The sequence below is a fragment of the Streptomyces sp. NPDC052101 genome (assembly GCF_040680235.1).
In the GTDB taxonomy this organism is placed as follows: Bacteria; Actinomycetota; Actinomycetes; order Streptomycetales; family Streptomycetaceae; genus Streptomyces.
In genome coordinates this window covers 75,784-92,927 of the sequence record NZ_JBFAWH010000001.1, presented here as the reverse complement: position 1 = coordinate 92,927, position 17,144 = coordinate 75,784, and the positions used below count along the sequence as shown (strand labels likewise).

Here is a 17,144-nt window from a genome sequence, read left to right as displayed (position 1 = left end):
TCCGCGCCGCACCGTGGGGACGGGAGCGGCGCGCACCCCCGGCCGGGTGGGGTTCCTCTTGAGCGGAAGGAACCCCGCCCGGCCGCATACGTCTCCGCGGCGCAGATCAGACGTCCTGGCCGTTCCCGCTGCCGGACGAGACCTTGATCCCCTTCAGGATCTCGTCGACCACCGACGTGTCCTGCCCCGCGTCGATGCCGAAGCGCACCACCACGATCCGCTTGGCGTCGTCGGGCGAGGGGAAGGCCACCGACTCGACATAGCCGTCGGCGCCCTTGCTGGTGACCGCCTTCCAGCGCACCAGATAGCCCTTCTGCCCGGCCACCGTCACCGCCTTGGAGGCCAGCACCTGGTGCGAGGTGATGCTGCCGTAGGTGGTGCCGCCGTAGGACTCCTTGGCGTTGGCCGCGATGTCGGCCTTGGCGACCTCCTCGGCCGTGTCGCCGGAGGTGCCCAGCGCCACGGCCGGAGCCGTGTAGGCGCCGCCCGCGGTGCAGGTCTGGGTGGAGTTGCCCGGGCATTTGTAGGAGTCGTCGGAGGTCATCTGCGCGCCGACGCTGATCGTCTGCCCGGTCCAGCCCTTCGGCACCGGCAGGCTGATGCCGTTGACCGGGTCCGGCACCGTACCGCCGCCCTTGACCTTGGGCACCGCGGACTGGCCCGGCGACGGCGAGGCCCCGCGGGACCCGCCCGAACCGTCCGACCCTCCGGAGTCTCCCGAACCGCCGGAGCCGCCGTCCGGCCCGCCGGCCGCCCCCTGCCGTGACCCGGCCCGGTCGTCGCTGCCGCTGCCGTCGTCCTTGGCGAGCGCGTACACGCCGATCCCGATGCACGCCAGGACCGCGGCCGCCACCGTGACCGCGACGCCGTTGCGCAGCCCGCGCCGGGTCCCGGTCTGCGGCGGGGCGGGGTAGCCCGGATACGCCGGCTGCGTCGGGGGACCCCATGCGGCGGCCGTCCCGGCGGGGCGGGTCTGGTCCGTCCAGGCCTTGCCGTCCCACCAGCGCTCGGTGGGCGGACCGTCGTTCGTCTGCCCGGGGTCGGGGTACCACCCGGGAGGAGTCACCTGCGTCATGCCCTTACCGTATGAGGCGACCGTGAAAGCGGGATGAGAGGATCCGCCGCCAAACGGCCGGACCGGACATTTCACGCCGGTGATTTTTCTCTACGACCCCGAGTGCCGCGACGCTACGGCACCGAGCGGGCCCTTCCCCCCTGACCCGCCCCCGTCTCCTCCACCATCAGCCGCACCGGCGCGCGCACCGCGGCCGGCGGCAGCCGGAAGCCGTCCCTGCCCGGGGTCAGCGACCCCAGCAAGCTCGGGTGACGGGCGCCGGTGCTGCGCGGATCGGTGCCGGGCAGGCCGTGGACGGTCAGGAAACCGAGGACCGCGAACGCGTACGCCTCCTTCGCGGCGGCGGGCAGCCCCAGGTCGTCCGAGGCGCGCACCGGGACCGGGGCGAGCTGCTCCCGGAGCATCCCGGTCAGCACCGGGTTGCGGATGCCCCCGCCGGACGCGATCACCTCGGTGGCCCCCACGGACCGCACCGCGTCCGCGACCGTCCGGGCCGTCAGCAGGGCGAGGGTCGCCAGCGCGTCCTCGGGGCGGACGCCGTCGAACAGGCCGGCCGAGCGCAGATACCCGGTGTGGAACACCTCCTTGCCGGTCGTCTTCGGCGGCGCCAGCGCGTAGTACGGCTCCGCGAGCAGCCCCTCCAGCAGCCCCCGCCGCGGCCGCCCGCGCCCGGCCAGCGCACCGTCCGCGTCGTACGCCGCGCGTCCGCCGCTGAACTCGCGCACCGCCGCGTCCAGCAGCGCGCAGCCCGGCCCGATGTCGAACGCCGTACCGTCGGGCGCGGTCAGATTGGCGATGCCGCCGATGTTCAGGGCCACCGCCCGGCCCGGTCTGCCGCGCAGCCACAGCAGGTCGACCAGGCTGACCAGCGGCGCGCCCTGGCCGCCGGCCGCGACGTCCCGGGCCCGGAAGTCGGCGACCACCGGCAGCCCGCTCGCCTCCGCGATCCAGGCCGGCCGGCCCAGCTGCAGCGTGCCGTGCACCCGGCCGCCCTCCGCCCAGTGGTAGACGGTCTGCCCGTGCGAGGCCACCAACTCGGCCCGCCCGCCGCACAGTTCGCGGTCAGCCCGGACGGCCGCCGCCGCGAACGCCCGCCCGATGCCGGTGTCCAGCCGGCACACCTCGGCGAGCGGCACGGAGGCCGGCGGCAGCGCCCGGCTGAGTGCCGCGCGCAGAGGGTCGCCGTACGGGGTGCTCACCAGCCCCAGAGGCCGCAGCAGCAGCGTGTCACCGTCGAGCCGCAGCTCGGCCGCCGCGGCGTCGACCGCGTCGTACGACGTCCCCGACATCAGCCCGATCACCAGCACCGGTCAACTCGCCTTCTGGGTAGGCTGTTTCAGCAGGGCGAGGGCGCTGATCGCGCAGGCCGCCGCCGCGTAGTACGCGGGGATGTCGGGGTCACCGGTGCGGCGTACCGCCTCCGTGATGATCAGGCCCGCGCAGCCGGAGAACACCGCGTTCGCCAGGGCGTAGGCGAGACCGAGGCCCGTCCAGCGCACCCGGGTCGGGAACGTCTCGGCCAGCAGTGCGGGCCCCGGACCCGCCATCAGGCCCACGACCGCGCCCGCGGCGACGAGTGCCGCCCCCTTGACGGCCCTCGAAATCCCGGGATCCTGCAGGCAGTCGAGGAGCGGCACCGACATCGCCGTCACCAGGACCGCCCCCGCGAGCAGCACCGGCCGTCGGCCGACCCGGTCGCTGAGCAGCCCCGCCGGCAGGATCGCCGCCGCGAATCCGGCGTTGGCCAGGGTCGCGGAGAGCAGCGCCTGCCGGACGTCCGCGTGCAGAGTGACCTGCAGATACGACGGCAGCACCACCAGAAAGGTGTAGCCGGCCGCCGCCCAGCCCGCCACCCGCGCCGCCGCGACCAGCAGCACCCCGAGCCCGAGCCGCACCCCGCGCGCGTCCGCGTTCTCGGCGTCCTTCGCATCCTCGGTGCCCTCGGTGTCCTTTGTGCGCGCCAGGAAGGACGGCGTCTCCGTCAGCCCCGCCCGCAGCCACAGCGCGACCAGGCCGAGCGGCAACGCCAGCAGGAACGGCAACCGCCAGCCCCAGGAGGCCAGTTGGGGTCCGGTGAGCAGCGTGGCCGTCAGCGCCGCCACACCCGCCCCCAGGAGCAGCCCCAGCGCCACCGTGAACGACTGCCACGCCCCGTACAGACCCCGCCGCCCCGGCGGCGCGAACTCCGTCAGCACCGCCACCGAGCCACCGAACTCCCCGCCGGCGGAAAGTCCCTGAACCGCTCTCAGAGACGTCAGCAGCCAAGGCGCGAGGGCGCCGGCGGTGCCGTACGTCGGCAGCACGCCGATCAGCGTCGTGGTCAGCGTCATCACGGCGATCACCGCGATCAGCACCGGCCGCCGCCCCCACCGGTCGCCCAGCCTTCCGAACAGCACCGCGCCGAGCGGCCGGAAGAAGAACGCCAGCGCGAACGCGGCGTACGTCCGCACCAGCCCCTCGGCGCCGCCGCCCGCCGGGGCGAAGAACCGCTCGGCCAGCACCGTGGCCAGAAAGCCGTAGACACCGAACTCGTACCACTCGACGAGGTTGCCCACCGACCCCGCCGCCACCGCGCGCACCGCCGGCCCGCGCGCGAGGGCGCGGGATGCGGAAACCGGTTTCGTGCCAGCCATGGTTGACGCTCCGTCCGCTGCTGAGCGGCTGGTCCGGGCGGGTGCGCGTCGCCTGTCCGCATCCACTTTCACCCACTGGGGCAACAGCTGCCCCGACCGGCCACCACACATCCCACCGGACGGCTAGGCTCGTGGTCTGTACGTCATTCGGGCGACCTTGGGGAGGTAACGGGATGACGGAGGGAAGGCCGCCGACGGCCGCCTCGGCTTCCCTGTGGGAGCGGGACGCGGAGATCGCCACTGTCGCGCAGGCACTCGACCTCCTGTGCGCCGACCGGTCGTCGGCGGGCAGCCTGCTGGTCCTGCGCGGCGAGGCGGGACTCGGCAAGACCGCCCTGCTCGCCGAGACACGCCGCATCGCCGAACGCCGCGGCTGCGCCGTGTGGGCCACGCGCGGCGCGGAGACCCTGAAGTCCGTCCCGTTCAACGTCGTACGGCAGCTGCTTCAGCCCGCCCTGCTGTCCCTGCTGCCGGAAGAGGCCCGCGAGTACCTCGGCGACTGGTACGACATCGCCGGCCCCGCCCTCGGCATAGTCGACCCGCAGGAGGGCCTCGCCGACCCCCAGTACGTGTGCGACGGACTCGTCGCGGCGGTACGCCGGCTGGCCCGCCGCGAGTGGCCGCTCGTACTGCTGATCGACGACGCGCACTGGGCCGACCAGGAGACCCTGCGCTGGCTCGCCGCGTTCGCCGAGCGCCTGGACGACGTCTCCGTCCTCGTCGTGGTCGCCCGCCGGCCCGGCGAGGTCAGCGGCGACAGCGCCCGCCACCTCGACACGGTGGCCGCCGCCGCGGGCCGGCCCGTCACCAACCTCCACGCCCTCACTCCCGAAGCCGCCGCGGGGCTCACCCGCGCCACCCTCGGCCGGCACGCCGACGACGCGTTCTGCCGCGAGGTCTGGGCCGTCACCGCGGGCAACCCCTACGAGACCGTCGAACTCCTCGCCAAGGTGCAGGACAGCGAACTCCAGCCGGTCGAGGCCCGCGCCGGGGAGCTGCGCGCCCTCAACCGCGCCGCCCGCGGCGGCGGACTGGTCGACCGGCTCAAGGGACTCGGCCTGGAGGCCACCCAGTTCGCCTGGGCGGCCGCCATCCTCGGCACCGGGATCACCGTCGACATGGTCGCCCGCCTCGCCACCATGGACGAGGCCATCGCCGGGCACTGCGCCGAACTGCTCTGCACCGCCCGCATCCTCACCGAACCCGAACCGGTGGCCGGCATCGAACGCGAGGAGGGCGAGCTGGAGTTCGTCCACCCGCTCATCGCCACCGCCGTCTACAACTCCATCCCGTCCGGTGTCTGCACCGCCATGCACGGCGTGGCCGCCCAGATCATCACCGAGCTGGGACGCGGCGCCGCCCAGGCCGCCCGGCACCTGCTGAAGGTGCACCCGGACGGCGACGAGGAACTCGTCGAGCAGCTGCGTGAGGCGGCCCGCGACCACCTCGCCGTCGGCGCGCCCGACGCCGCCCGCACCTGCCTCGAACGCGCCCTGCAGGAGCCGCCGCTGCCCGAGGTGCACGCCCACGTCCTGTACGAGCTGGGCTGCGCCACCCTGCTCACGGCGCCCTCCGTCACCGTCGAACACCTCCAGCACGCGCTCGGCATGCCCGGCCTCGAGGGCGAGCGGCGGGTCGACGCGGTGGTTCGGCTCTCCCAGGCGCAGCTCCACAACGACCAGCTGGAGGAGGCCGTCCGCACGGTCGAGGCCGAGGCCACCCGGCACGAACCGGGCCCCGTCAAACTGCGGCTGCAGGCCGTGCAGTTCATGTGGGAGAGCATCCACGGCGAGACCGTCTCCCCGGCCCGCTCCCGGCGCCTCGCCGAACTCGCGAGCACCTGCAACGGCCGCGACAACGCCGAGCGCGCCCTGCTCATCCTGCGCGGCTTCGACGCCATGACCCATGGCGAGAGCGCCGACGAGGTCCTCGAACTGTGCGACCGCGCCCTGGTCAACGGCCGCCTCGCGCCCGGCCTCGGCTGGACCGACCAGGAGTGGGGCATGGAGCTGCTGATGATGCTCGGCAGCGCATACGCCTACGCCGACCGGCTCGACCGCGCCGAGAGCCTCTTCGCCGAGGCCCTGCGCGCCTACACCACCGGCGGCTGGCGCGGCGGCCACCTCTCCCTCGCCAACGCCTTCCTAGGCCTCGCCTACCGCAGACAGGGCCGGCTGCGCGACGCCGAGTCCACCCTGCGCGAGGCCCTGGTCCTCGCCGAGCGCGTCGGCCGCCGGCTGCCGCTGTACTGGTCGGCGACCTGCGGACTGGTCGACACCCTGCTGGCCCGCGGCCGTATCGACGAGGCCTGGTCGATCGCCGAGCAGTACGGCTTCGCACCGCCGTACCCCTCCACGATCGTGCTGCCCGACATCCGCTGCGTACGCGGCCGGCTGCTGCTCGCCGTCGGCCGCACCGAGGACGGCATCCACGAACTGGAGGCCGCCGAGAAGACCGCCGCCTCGCGCGGCGGCCACAACCCCGTCCTCTCCCCGTGGTCCATCGACCTCGCCAAGGCCGTCGCCGCGCAGAACCCGGCCCGCGCCGCACAGCTCGCCGCCGACGCCCGCCGGCAGGCCGAGCGCTTCGGCACGGACACCGCCATCGGCGAGGCCTTGCGCTGCGCCGCCGCCCTGGAGACCGGCGGCCGTGCGGTCCAGCTCGCCGCACGGGCCGTCACCTACCTGGAAGCCTCACCCTGCCAGTACGAACACGCGGCGGCCCGCGTCGAGTACGGCATCGTCGCCCGCTCCGCCACGGAACTCAACCGGGGCCTGGACCTCGCCCGGGCCTGTGGCGCGGAGGGCCTCGTGGCCCAGGCGAGGGAGGTACTGGAGACCGGACGGGGGCTGCGGTAGCGGCTCCCGCGGCGGCTCACGGCTCACTCTCTGAGCAGCTCCTCCGTGACCGCCGCCAGCCGTTTGCGCACCTCCGGGTCGTACGTCCCCTCGTGCGCCCGCGCCCGCCGGGTGCCGTCGAAGTACCCTCCGCTGCCCGTCTCCTCGGTGGCCAGCGCGAGGACGCCCGGCGCGCCGTCGGCGACCGAGTTCCACGGGGTGACGGCGCTCTCGTGGACCATCGCCGTGTCCATGAAGGTGGCGGGGTGCAGCACGTTCACCGACACCCCGCTGTCCGCCAGTTCTTCGGCGAGCGTGAAGGTGTGTGCCGCGAGGGCGAACTTGCTGCGGCAGTACGCCGACATCCCGCCGTAGCCGCGGGTGAGTTCCGGGTCGGCGAAGTCGAGTGGCTCCTGGCCGGCCGAGCCGACGTTCACGATCCGGGCCGGCGCGTTGGCCCGCAGCACCGGCAGCAGGGACCGGGTGAGGACGACGGGCGCCAAGTAGTTGACGGCCAGCCGCAGTTCATGGCCGTCGGCGCTCAGCTCCCGTCCGGCACCGGGCGCACCGCCGCCCACCCCCGCGTTGTTGATCAGCACGTCGAGGCCGGGATGCGCCTCGGCGACCCGCGCGCCCAGTCCGCGCACCTCGGCGAGCCGGGCCAGATCGGCGACGAACCCCTCGGCCTCGCCCTCCGTGCGCAGCTCCGCGACCAGCCGCTCGGTGCGCTCCCGGTCACGGCCGTGGGCGAGGACGACATGGCCGGAGCGGACCAGTTCGAAAGCGACGTACCGGCCGAGTCCGGACGTGGCTCCGGTGATCAGAATGGTGGACATGATCCCAGCGTAGGCACGGTCCGGCGCCACAAGGGGGGTGCTGTCGAAGCTACGACCGGCAGGGTCAGCCTCGCCCCCGACAAGGCCTAGGCCTCGCCCGCCTCCTCGGCGAGTTCGGCGAGGACCTGCTGGGCCGTCGCGAACGCGGAGTTGGCGGCCGGCACCCCGCAGTAGACGGCGGTCTGCAGCAGTACCGCGCCGATCTCCTCCGGAGTCAGCCCGACGCGCCGCGCCGCCCGGACGTGCATCGCCAGTTCGGCGTCGTGGCCGTGGGCGACCAGCGCGGTCAGTGTGATCAGGCTGCGCTCGCGGCGGGACAGCGTCTCGTCGGTCCAGATCTCTCCCCAGGCGTAGCGGGAGATGAAGTCCTGGAAGCGCGCCGTGAACGGGGTCTGCCGGGCCTGCGCCCGGTCCACGTGCGCGTCGCCCAGCACCTCCCGGCGCACCGCCATCCCGCTGGCCGGCGGCCCGTCGAGCTGGGTGCGCAGTGCGGCCAGTACGGACTGCGGGCACTGTGCGGGCGCCAGATGGGAGGCGCCGGGCAGCTCCACCAGCGTCGAGCGGGGCACCGCGTCGGCGATCTCCCGCAGATACGCGGGCGGCGTCGCGGGATCCTGCCTGCCCGCCACGAGGAGTGTCGGTACGGCGATCTCGCCGAGCCGGTCCCGCAGGTCGAACGCGGCGAGCGCGTCGCAGCAGGCGGCGTACGCCTCCGGATCGGCGTCCCGGTGGTCCCGTACCAGCCTCGGCACGGTGAACCCGGGCGTGAACCAGCGAGCGTCGGCACTCTCCACCAGCCACTCCATGCCCTCGCGCCGCACCCGCTCGGCCCGCTCCCGCCAGGCCGTGCCGTCGCCGAAGCGGGCGGCGGAACACATGACCGCGAGTGAGGTCAGCCGCTCGGGGTGGTGCACGGCCAGATGGAGGCCGACGGCACCGCCGAGGGAGACGCCCGCGTAGCCGAAGCGGTCGATGCCGAGCGCGTCGGCGAGGGCCAGCACGAGCGCGGCCAGATCACCGACGGTCGCGCCCGGCCCGATCAGGCCCGGCGCCGATCCGCCGTGCCCGGGCAGGTCCCAGCGCACCACGCGGTGGGTGCCGGACAGTTCCGGCGCGACCGCGTCCCACAGGGCGTACGAGGTGCCGAGCGAGGGACCGAGCAGCAGCGGGGGAGCGGAAGCCGGGCCTTCGGACCGGTGGTTGAGGAGTTTCACGGTCAACGTCGCTCCAGGGCACGGTCGGTGAGGAAACCGGCGAAACCGGTGTAGCGGGCGGGGTCGGTGAGGACGGACAGATCCAGGTCCTTCAACTCCGGCTGTTCCGCCAGGAGTTCGCCCAGCGAGCGATCCTCGGAGTGGGTGCGGCGGGCGAGTTCGGTGAGCAGTTCCTTGGCCCGGGCCCGCCCGAGCCGGGGTGCCAGGGCGGCGGACAGCCGCTCGGAGACGATCAGCCCGCGGGTGAGGTCCAGGTTCCGGCGCATGGCGTCGGCGTTCACCCGCAGCCCCTCGGCGAGTTCGGCCGCGTCCCGTGCCGCGCCCCCGGTCAGCCGCAGCAGCTCGCGCAGCGGCTCCCACTCGGCGTGCCAGGCACCGGCAGGCCGCTCGTCACCGGCGGCGACACAGCCGTACAGCGTGGCCGCGAGCTGCGGGGCGCGCCGGGCCGCGGCCGCGAGCAGGGTGGAGCGCACCGGGTTGGCCTTGTGCGGCATGGCGGAGGAACCGCCGCCGCTGCCCTCGGCCACCTCACCGATCTCGGTGCGCGACAGCGTCAGCACATCCTCGCCGATCTTGCCCAGGGCGCCCACGGCGAAGGCCAGGGCGCCGACCAGGTCGGCGACGGGGGTGCGCAGCGTGTGCCAGGGCAACAGCGGTGCGGCGAGGCCGACTTCGCGGGCGTACGCCTCGGTGAGCGCCGTCGGGTCCGTGGTGCCGTACGTCTGAAAGGCGGCCAACGTACCTGCGGCGCCGCCGAGTTGGGCGGGCAGTGCCATGCGCACCCGCTTGATGCGGTCCCGGGCGTCGAGGACCAGTGACCGCCAGCCGGCCGCTTTCAGGCCGAACGTCGTCGGGACCGCGTGCTGGGTCAGTGTGCGGCCCGGCATCGGGGTGTCCCGGTGCGCGGCGGCCTGCCGGGCGAGCGCGTGCGCGGTGCGGGCGAGGTCGGCGAGGACCGGCTCCAGGGTGCGGGCGGCGACCAGCATGGCCGCGGTGTCCAGGATGTCCTGGCTGGTCGCGCCCCGGTGGACGTACGGGCCGTACGGTTCGCCCACCGCGGCCGTGAGGTCGGCGACGAGCGGAATCACCGGATTGCCGCCGGCGCGGGCGCGTTCGGCGAGGGAACGCACGTCGAAACGGGCGGGGTCGGCCGCCCGGATCACCGCGTCCGCGGCCTCGGCCGGGGCGAGGCCCAGCGCGGCCTGGGCCCGGGTCAGGGCGGCCTCGGCGTCCAGCAGGGCCCGCAGATACGCGCGGTCGCCGGTCGCGCGAGCGGCGGGGGAACCGGCCCACCCGGGGGCGAGCAGACCGGTGTCGCTGCTGCTGCCACTGTCGCTGTCGTCAGGTGTCACTGGTACTCCAGGAAGACCGTCTCGCCTTCGCCCTGAAGGCGGATGTCGAAACGGTAGGTGTCCCGGCCCTCGTCGCCGGCGATCAGCGTGTCGCGCCGCCCGCCCACCCGGGTGAGCAGCGGATCGGCGGTGAGCGCGGCCTCGTCGCCGGGCAGATAGATCCGGGTGAACAGGTGCACGAGCAGGCCGCGCGCGAAGACACAGACGCTGAGGTACGGGGCGCTCCGGCCCCGGGCGCCGGGGCGGAGCGTACGGGCGTACCAGTGGCCGTCGGCGTCCGTCTGGACGCGGCCCCAGCCGGTGAACTCCACGCCGTTGCGGCCCGGATACCCACCGGTGGCCTGATCCCGTCGGATGGAACCGGTTGCTCGGGGGACCGTGCCGTCCGGGCGCGGACCCCACAGCTCCACGAGGGCGTCCGGCAGCGGATCGCCCGCGCCGTCGACAACGTATCCGTGCACGGTGATCGTGTCCGGGTGGCCGAGCGGTGCGATGTCCTCGCCGCCGTGGAACGGCAGGGCGTAGCCGTAGAAGGGGCCGACCGTGTGGGACGGGGTGGGCGGCACCTGCTCCGGGCCGCTCGTGTCGATCTTCGTCATGGCGGTCAGCGTCCTTCCTCGATCCAGGTGGCGGCCGGGCCATCCAGCACGATGTCCCAGTGGTAGCCGAGCGAGAACTCCGGCACCGACAGGCTGTGGTCGTAGGTGGCGATCAGCCGCTGCCGGGCCGCGTCGTCGGTCACCGACTGCAGGATCGGGTCGTACGGGAACAGCGGGTCGTTCGGGAAGTACATCTGCGTCACCAGCCGCTGCGTGAACGCCGTGCCGAACACCGAGAAGTGGATGTGGGCCGGGCGCCAGGCGCCCACGTGGTTGCGCCACGGGTAGGGGCCGGGCTGGATGGTGGTGAAGTGGTAGCGGCCCTCGGCGTCGGTGAGCGTGCGGCCGGCGCCGGTGAAGTTCGGGTCGAGCGGGGCGTCGTGCTGTTCACGGTGATGGGCGTACCGCCCGGCCGAGTTCGCCTGCCAGATCTCGATCAACTGGCCGCGCACCGGGTGCCCTTCACGGTCCAGCAGCCGCCCGGACACGGTGATCCGCTCGCCGACCGGCGCGCCGCGGTGGTGCCGGGTGAGGTCGTTGTCGATCTCGGTGATGTCGCGCTCCCCGAAGGCGGGGGAGTGCAGCTCCACCAGCTCGGGGTCCTGTGCGGTGTCGATGGCCACCAGGGGCTGCTCGGGGTGGCGGAGCACGGAGGAGCGGTAGGGCGCGTAGTCGCGGCGTGGATGGTGCTCGACGGGGGCGCCGTCGGCGATGCGCTTCTCGTACGCGGCGCGCTGCGCGGCGATCTTCTGGTCGATGTCCTGCTGGGTGAGAGTCATGGCGATACCTGAAGCTTCCTTGGCGTTCGGGGACGGCGCCGCCTTGCGCGGCGGGACGGGCACGGGGACCATCTCGGCGTCGAACAGCCCCTGTTCCCGTGCGGCGTCATGGAGTCCACGCCGCCCGCCACGGCGATGTGCGGGTCACCGACGGCGACTGTACGGACGGCCCGGTGGGCGACGCACACCGTGGTGACGTATGAACCGTGTTCACAGCAGGTTCTCGGCGATGATGAGTTCAGCATCGGTCCGGGCGAGGACGTCGTTCACCGACACACCCGGTGCGGTCTCGACCAGCACGAGCCCGTCCTCGATGACGTCCAGCACGGCCAGATCGGTGATGACTCGGTTCACGCAGGCCTTGCCCGTGAGCGGCAGCGTGCACTGCTTGAGGATCTTCGCCGAGCCGTCCTTGGCGGTGTGGGTCATGACCACGATGACCGTACGGGCACCGTGCACCAGATCCATCGCCCCGCCGATCCCGGTCACCAGCTTGCCCGGCACGGCCCAGTTGGCCAGATCGCCGCGGGCGGAGACCTGCATCGCGCCGAGCACGGCCACATCGATGTGCCCGCCGCGGATCATGGAGAAGGACAGCGCCGAGTCGAAGAAGGAGGCGCCCGGCAGGACCGTGACCGTCTCCTTGCCCGCGTTGATCAGGTCCGGATCGACGGCGTCCTCGGCCGGGTACGGGCCGGTGCCCAGGATGCCGTTCTCCGACTCCAGCACCACCTCCACACCCTCGGGCAGATGGTTCGGGATCAGCGTCGGCAGCCCGATGCCGAGATTGACGTACTGCCCGTCGCGCAGCTCGCGGGCCGCCCGCGCGGCCATCTCCGTACGCGTCCAGGCCATCAGTTACTCACCGTCCGCCGCTCGATCCTCTTGTCCGCCGCCTGCTCGGCCGTCAGCGCCACCACCCGCTGCACGAAGACGCCCGGCAGATGCACCGCGTCCGGATCGATCGCACCGGGCTCGACCAGCTCCTCCACCTCGGCGATCGTGACCCTCCCGGCCATCGCCGCCAGCGGATTGAAGTTCCGGCTCGACTTGCTGAACACCAGGTTTCCGTGCCGGTCCCCCTTCGCCGCTCGCACCAGCGCGAAGTCCGTACGGATGCCCCGCTCCAGCACATACTCGCAACCGTCGAACTGCCGCACCTCCTTCGCCGGCGACGCCAGCGCCACCCCGCCCTGCCCGTCGTACCGCCACGGCAGCCCGCCCTCGGCGACCTGCGTCCCGACCCCGGCCGGAGTGTAGAAGGCGGGGATACCGGCCCCGCCCGCACGCAGCCGCTCGGCCAGCGTGCCCTGCGGAATCAGCTCCACCTCCAGCTCACCCGCCAGATACTGACGGGCGAACTCTTTGTTCGCCCCGATGTAGGAACCGGTCACCCGGGCGATCCGCCCCGCCGCCAGCAGCACCGCCAGCCCGGACTCCATCGCCCCGCAGTTGTTGGAGACGACCGACAGTCCGGCGGTGCCACGCTCGTACAACGCCTGGACCAGCACGTTCGGCACACCGCTCAACCCGAACCCGCCCACCGCCAGCGACGCGCCGTCCGGCACATCGGCCACCGCCTCCACGGCCGTGGCGACCACCTTGTCCATCCGTGAAGCCCCATCTCGTCAATTAATCAGGGCACTGAGTATTTCAGCGAGGTGCTCCTCACGCTGCCACCGGGGCGGGGAAGCCGTCAAGTACCCTGCATATAAGCGTTCCGCTCGGAGGGTAGCCGGGCTGATCGTCGGGTACTGTTCAGTACACAAACTAATCGATCAAGCGATCAGGGGAGCGTATATGGCCGCCGTGGATCTGGGCACCCATCCCGGGCATCTGGCCCGGCGGCTCCAGCAGGCGCACTACCTGCTGTGGAACACGATGGTCTCCGAGGAGATCACCTCACCGCAGTTCGCCGTCATGAACGCGCTCGTCGCCGAGCCGGGTCTCGATCAGCGGACCGTGGGGGAGCGGGTGGGCCTGGACCGGTCGACCATCGCCGAGGTCATCAGCCGGCTCGGCCGCCGGGGGCTGCTGACCAAGGTGCGCGACCCGGAGGACGGCCGGCGCTTCCTGCTCCGCCTCACCGACGACGGACTGCGCACCCACCGCAAGCTGACCGTGCGCACCGCCCGGATGAACCAGGTCTTTCTCGCACCGCTGTCGCCCGAGGAGCAGACGGTGTTCCTCGATCTGATCCGGCGGGTGGCGGACGCGGCGGAGGAACTGCGGAATCCGGCGGAGGCCGTGGCGGCGCAGCACTGACCTAAGGGGTCACGGCGCCGGGGCGAACACCACCCACACCTGACCGTCGGCGAAGTTCATCCGGCCGCCGTCCGCCGCCGTGAACGTCGTACCGTCCGTCGCGGTCGGCCGCGACCAGGAGGCGCTGAACGACCGGCCGTCGCGCAGCACCTCCGCCTTCCCCGAGCCGACCGTCTCGGTGTACGGCGTGTGGTTGCCGAGCACGTCGTGATAGCGGGAGTCACGGATCCGCACGTACTGCACGACGACCGTCGCCGGCGCCACCCGCACCCCGTCCGCCGTCACCGTGGGCGTGCCGTCCATCGCGACCTGCCAGCGGTGCTGTTCGGCGGACCAGGTGAAGGCGAAGCGCGCGGCCGGGTAGCGAACGGTGCGCGAGGACGTGGGGGTGCCACCGGACGGGGCCGGGCCGTAGCTGAAGCCGGTGGTCAGCGCCGCCCTGCCGGGGGCGGACGGCAGCAACTTGGCCGGGTGCACATAGAGGTTGTGCGGGGCGGCCTTCCCGGCGACCCGGAAGTAGGCCGCCGGGTCCGCAGCGACGGATTCCGCCCGCAGCGGCGTCCTGTCGATCAGCGGCAGCAGCTTGTGCTGGGCGCCGGAGAAAGCGAGCGTCGGCCGGTGGAACTGGCGCAGCAGCTCCAGATCGGACTCGCGGGCGCTGCGTACCGGTCCGACGCTCTGCGGAAGCCTGGTCGCGTACACCGCCATCAGCCTGCTCAGACCGCCCTCCACCTGCTCGGTGTACACCACGTCCGCCGCGTCGAGCCCGGCCTGCGGGCGGGCCTCCGGCACGTTGTCGATCTTCACGGCGAGCGGTGAGCCGGCCACCGTCGCCGAGGGTGCCGGGGCCGGTGGCGCGGCGGGTGTGGCGGTGTGCTGCGGGGCGCGATTGTCGTCCGGGCCGTGGTGGGAGCAGCCGGCTGTGAGCGAGACGCTCAGCGAGGCGGCCAGCCCCGCCGCCGTCAGTGTCGCGCGGCTCGTGCGCGCCCTGTGCCTGATGCCCACCGTGGCCACCCCGTCCGTGTTGTCAGATTGTGCGCTCATAGGGTCGTTTCTTGCCATACCCGAACGATTGCGGTCATGCGCGCTCCGTGGGCCGAACGGCCCCGAGACATGACCCGTGCGGGCGGCGACCGTGCGCGGGGTGGTGGGTGGGGTGGCGGTACGAGCGGGCGGCGGTGCGCGGGGTGGCCGTCGGAGGGCGCCGTGTGCGGGGTGGCTGTCGCGGGTTCCCGGGGTGTATGGGGCGCCGTGCTCCGGGTGGTGGTGGGTGGGGGGCGGGTCCAGACGTGGGCAGTGGCCGCTGCCTGGCGGCCACCGGACGCCCGCCCGCCGCGGCTCTGCGTCACTCAGTCGCGGTCTTTCTCGCCGAGGATCTCCGCGAGGTCGTAGCGCACCGGCTCCTCCAGCTGGGCATACGTGCAGCTCTCCGGTGTGCGGTCCGGGCGCCAGCGGCGGAAGCGTGCGGTGTGCCGGAAGCGCTGCCCGTTCTCCATGTGGTCATAGGCCACCTCGGCGACCCGCTCCGGCCTCAGCGGCACCCAGGACAGGTCCTTCTTCCCCGACCAGCGGCTCGGCGCGCCCGGCAGCCGAGCCGTCTCATGGGCGGCCTCGTCCGACCAGGCCGCCCACGGGTGCCCGGCCACGTCGTCCATGCGCAGCGGTTCCAGTTCCTCGACGAGTTCGGCCCGCTTCTTCATGGAGAAGGCGGCCGACACCCCCACGTGCTGGAGCCTGCCCTGGTCGTCGTGGAGCCCCAGGAGCAGCGAGCCGACCACCGGACCGCTCTTGTGGAAGCGGTACCCGGCCACGACCACGTCCGCCGTCCGCTCGTGCTTGATCTTGAACATGGCCCGCTCGTCCTGCAGATAGCGCAGTGTGAGCGGCTTGGCGACGACCCCGTCGAGACCGGCGCCCTCATACTGCTCGAACCACTGCTGCGCCACGTCGAGATCCGTCGTCGCCGGAGCCAGATGCACCGGCGGCGTCGCCTCGGCCAGCGCCCGTTCCAGCAGCGCCCTGCGGTCGGTGAGCGGTGCGTCGAGCAGTGAGCCGTCGTCCAGGGCGAGCAGGTCGAACGCGACGAACGAGGCCGGGGTCCTCTCGGCCAGCATCCGCACCCGGGAATCGGCCGGGTGGATCCGCTCGGTCAGCGCGTCGAAGTCCAGATGCCCGTCCCGCGCGATCACGATCTCCCCGTCCAGTACGCACCGCCCGGGCACCCGCTCCTTCAGTGCCGCCACCAGTTCGGGAAAGTACCTGGTCAACGGCTTTCCGGTACGGCTGCCCAGCTCGACCTCGGCCCCGTCCCGGAACACGATCGCCCGGAACCCGTCCCACTTCGCCTCGTAGTGCATACCCGGCGGGATCTTCGCCACGGACTTGGCGAGCATGGGCTTCACGGGTGGCATCACCGGCAGATCCATGCCCTCGATTCTGCTCGCATACGACCCCTGTCGCCCGGTATGCGGAATTCCGTCCCGGTATGCGCGCCATGCGGCGTACGCCTACCGTGGCCGCATGGGTGACGCGGTGGAACTGGAAGCAGGCGGCCGCACCGTACGGCTGTCCAGCCCGGACAAGGTCTTCTTCCCGGAGCGGGGTTTCACCAAGCTGGATCTCGCGCAGTACTACGTCGCCGTCGGCCCCGGCATCCTGCGCGCACTGCGCAACCGCCCCACCACCCTGGAGCGCTACCCGGACGGCGTGGGCGGCGAGTGGTTCTATCAGAAGCGGGCCCCGAAGGGCATGCCCGACTGGATCCCGACCGCGCACATCACCTTCCCCAGCGGCCGCAGCGCCGACGAGATGTGCCCCACCGAGCAGGCCGCCGTGGTGTGGGCCGCCCAGTACGGCACCCTCACCTTCCACCCCTGGCCGGTGCGCGCCACGGACGTCGACCACCCCGACGAACTCCGCATCGACCTCGACCCACAGCCCGGCACCGACTACGACGACGCCGTCCGCGCCGCCCACGAACTGCGCGCCGTCCTCGACGAGTTCGGCGGACTGCGCGGCTGGCCGAAGACCTCCGGCGGCCGGGGCCTGCATGTCTTCGTGCCCATCGAACCGCGCTGGACCTTCACCCAGGTGCGCCGCGCCGCGATCGCCGTCGGCCGGGAGATGGAACGCCGGATGCCCGACCAGGTGACGATCAAGTGGTGGAAGGAGGAGCGGGGCCGCCGCATCTTCCTGGACTACAACCAGACGGCCCGCGACCGCACCATCGCCTCCGCCTACTCCGTACGGCCCCGCCCGAACGCCCCCGTCTCGGCACCCCTGCGCTGGGACGAGGTCGGTGCGGCCCACCCAGCCGACTTCGACCTCGCCACCATGCCGGCCCGCTTCGCCGAACTCGGCGACGTCCACTCCGACATGGACGACCACGCCTACTCACTGGACGCTCTGCTGGAACTGGCCCGCCGCGACGAACACGACCACGGCCTGGGCGATCTGCCCTACCCGCCGGAGTACCCGAAGATGCCCGGCGAACCCAAACGCGTCCAGCCGAGCCGGGCACGGCAGGAGAAGACATCCTGAAGCAGACCTCCTCG

The 17,144-nt window shown here is 72.9% G+C and carries 15 protein-coding genes; 3 read left to right on the top strand and 12 right to left on the bottom strand.

The window, feature by feature from the left end; all coding sequences use genetic code 11:
* Positions 1-106: 106 nt before the first annotated feature.
* The 3 genes from AB0L75_RS00420 to AB0L75_RS00410 form a co-directional block, all read right to left on the bottom strand.
* A complete protein-coding gene (locus tag AB0L75_RS00420) occupies positions 107-1,075 on the bottom strand; it encodes a DUF2510 domain-containing protein (protein ID WP_365173341.1) in 969 nt (322 codons plus the stop codon).
* A gap of 113 nt (positions 1,076-1,188) precedes the next feature.
* Complete coding sequence (locus tag AB0L75_RS00415) at positions 1,189-2,382, bottom strand: anhydro-N-acetylmuramic acid kinase (protein WP_365173338.1); 1,194 nt, start codon at positions 2,380-2,382, stop codon at positions 1,189-1,191.
* A 3-nt stretch (positions 2,383-2,385) separates the two neighbouring features.
* Positions 2,386-3,708 carry an MFS transporter gene (locus tag AB0L75_RS00410; RefSeq protein WP_365173335.1) on the bottom strand — a complete coding sequence of 441 codons (1,323 nt, stop codon included), beginning with the start codon at positions 3,706-3,708 and terminating at the stop codon, positions 2,386-2,388.
* A gap of 173 nt (positions 3,709-3,881) precedes the next feature.
* On the opposite strand from AB0L75_RS00410, the gene AB0L75_RS00405 reads away from it, so the two are divergent.
* Positions 3,882-6,566: an AAA family ATPase gene (locus AB0L75_RS00405; RefSeq protein ID WP_365173332.1), complete on the top strand. Its 2,685-nt coding sequence runs from the start codon at positions 3,882-3,884 to the stop codon at positions 6,564-6,566.
* Between the two features lie 23 nt (positions 6,567-6,589).
* Here the strand turns inward: AB0L75_RS00405 and AB0L75_RS00400 are convergent, their stop codons facing one another.
* From AB0L75_RS00400 to AB0L75_RS00370, 7 genes are all read right to left on the bottom strand, one after another.
* The gene (locus AB0L75_RS00400; protein ID WP_365173330.1) at positions 6,590-7,381 is read right to left on the bottom strand and encodes an SDR family NAD(P)-dependent oxidoreductase; all 792 of its coding nucleotides are present in this window, start codon (positions 7,379-7,381) and stop codon (positions 6,590-6,592) included.
* Positions 7,382-7,467: 86 nt separating this feature from the next.
* Positions 7,468-8,601: a 3-oxoadipate enol-lactonase gene (gene pcaD, locus AB0L75_RS00395; protein ID WP_365173327.1), complete on the bottom strand. Its 1,134-nt coding sequence runs from the start codon at positions 8,599-8,601 to the stop codon at positions 7,468-7,470.
* Positions 8,598-9,947 carry a 3-carboxy-cis,cis-muconate cycloisomerase gene (gene pcaB / locus AB0L75_RS00390; protein ID WP_365173325.1) on the bottom strand — a complete coding sequence of 450 codons (1,350 nt, stop codon included), beginning with the start codon at positions 9,945-9,947 and terminating at the stop codon, positions 8,598-8,600. The genes pcaD and pcaB overlap by 4 nt, the downstream gene beginning before the upstream one ends.
* Positions 9,944-10,546 carry a protocatechuate 3,4-dioxygenase subunit alpha gene (gene pcaG, locus AB0L75_RS00385; protein WP_365173323.1) on the bottom strand — a complete coding sequence of 201 codons (603 nt, stop codon included), beginning with the start codon at positions 10,544-10,546 and terminating at the stop codon, positions 9,944-9,946. Before pcaG ends, pcaB begins: the two co-directional genes overlap by 4 nt.
* A gap of 5 nt (positions 10,547-10,551) precedes the next feature.
* Positions 10,552-11,325, bottom strand: a complete 774-nt coding sequence (pcaH, locus tag AB0L75_RS00380; RefSeq protein ID WP_365173321.1) for a protocatechuate 3,4-dioxygenase subunit beta — start codon at positions 11,323-11,325, stop codon at positions 10,552-10,554.
* A gap of 210 nt (positions 11,326-11,535) precedes the next feature.
* Positions 11,536-12,180, bottom strand: coding sequence for a CoA transferase subunit B (locus AB0L75_RS00375; RefSeq protein ID WP_365173319.1), 645 nt, complete (start codon positions 12,178-12,180; stop codon positions 11,536-11,538).
* Positions 12,180-12,935 carry a CoA transferase subunit A gene (locus AB0L75_RS00370; RefSeq protein WP_365173317.1) on the bottom strand — a complete coding sequence of 252 codons (756 nt, stop codon included), beginning with the start codon at positions 12,933-12,935 and terminating at the stop codon, positions 12,180-12,182. The genes AB0L75_RS00375 and AB0L75_RS00370 overlap by 1 nt, the downstream gene beginning before the upstream one ends.
* Positions 12,936-13,125: 190 nt before the next feature.
* Between AB0L75_RS00370 and AB0L75_RS00365 the strand changes: the two genes are divergently transcribed.
* A complete protein-coding gene (locus AB0L75_RS00365) occupies positions 13,126-13,590 on the top strand; it encodes a MarR family transcriptional regulator (RefSeq protein ID WP_365173314.1) in 465 nt (154 codons plus the stop codon).
* A 9-nt stretch (positions 13,591-13,599) separates the two neighbouring features.
* Here AB0L75_RS00365 and AB0L75_RS00360 read toward each other — a convergent pair whose 3' ends face one another.
* Together AB0L75_RS00360 and AB0L75_RS00355 are read right to left on the bottom strand one after the other, a co-directional pair.
* Positions 13,600-14,634, bottom strand: a complete 1,035-nt coding sequence (locus tag AB0L75_RS00360) for a DUF3048 domain-containing protein (protein WP_365173310.1) — start codon at positions 14,632-14,634, stop codon at positions 13,600-13,602.
* A 305-nt stretch (positions 14,635-14,939) separates the two neighbouring features.
* Positions 14,940-16,016, bottom strand: a complete 1,077-nt coding sequence (locus AB0L75_RS00355) for an ATP-dependent DNA ligase (protein ID WP_365173308.1) — start codon at positions 16,014-16,016, stop codon at positions 14,940-14,942.
* A 94-nt stretch (positions 16,017-16,110) separates the two neighbouring features.
* Between AB0L75_RS00355 and ligD the strand changes: the two genes are divergently transcribed.
* Entirely contained in the window at positions 16,111-17,130 is a 1,020-nt protein-coding gene (gene ligD / locus AB0L75_RS00350) for a non-homologous end-joining DNA ligase (RefSeq protein WP_365173305.1), read from the top strand.
* Positions 17,131-17,144: the final 14 nt, after the last annotated feature.

Bases quoted from the DNA above. Each gene is read 5' to 3' on its own strand.
- AB0L75_RS00405 (WP_365173332.1), top strand. From the start codon at position 3,882: ATGACGGAGGGAAGGCCGCCGACGGCCGCCTCGGCTTCCCTGTGGGAG.
- AB0L75_RS00365 (WP_365173314.1), top strand. From the start codon at position 13,126: ATGGCCGCCGTGGATCTGGGCACCCATCCCGGGCATCTGGCCCGGCGG.
- AB0L75_RS00420 (WP_365173341.1), bottom strand. From the start codon at position 1,075: ATGACGCAGGTGACTCCTCCCGGGTGGTACCCCGACCCCGGGCAGACG.
- pcaH (WP_365173321.1), bottom strand. From the start codon at position 11,325: ATGACTCTCACCCAGCAGGACATCGACCAGAAGATCGCCGCGCAGCGC.
- AB0L75_RS00360 (WP_365173310.1), bottom strand. From the start codon at position 14,634: ATGAGCGCACAATCTGACAACACGGACGGGGTGGCCACGGTGGGCATC.
- AB0L75_RS00410 (WP_365173335.1), bottom strand. From the start codon at position 3,708: ATGGCTGGCACGAAACCGGTTTCCGCATCCCGCGCCCTCGCGCGCGGG.
- pcaG (WP_365173323.1), bottom strand. From the start codon at position 10,546: ATGACGAAGATCGACACGAGCGGCCCGGAGCAGGTGCCGCCCACCCCG.
- ligD (WP_365173305.1), top strand. From the start codon at position 16,111: ATGGGTGACGCGGTGGAACTGGAAGCAGGCGGCCGCACCGTACGGCTG.
- AB0L75_RS00355 (WP_365173308.1), bottom strand. From the start codon at position 16,016: ATGGATCTGCCGGTGATGCCACCCGTGAAGCCCATGCTCGCCAAGTCC.
- AB0L75_RS00375 (WP_365173319.1), bottom strand. From the start codon at position 12,180: ATGGCCTGGACGCGTACGGAGATGGCCGCGCGGGCGGCCCGCGAGCTG.
- AB0L75_RS00400 (WP_365173330.1), bottom strand. From the start codon at position 7,381: ATGTCCACCATTCTGATCACCGGAGCCACGTCCGGACTCGGCCGGTAC.
- AB0L75_RS00370 (WP_365173317.1), bottom strand. From the start codon at position 12,935: ATGGACAAGGTGGTCGCCACGGCCGTGGAGGCGGTGGCCGATGTGCCG.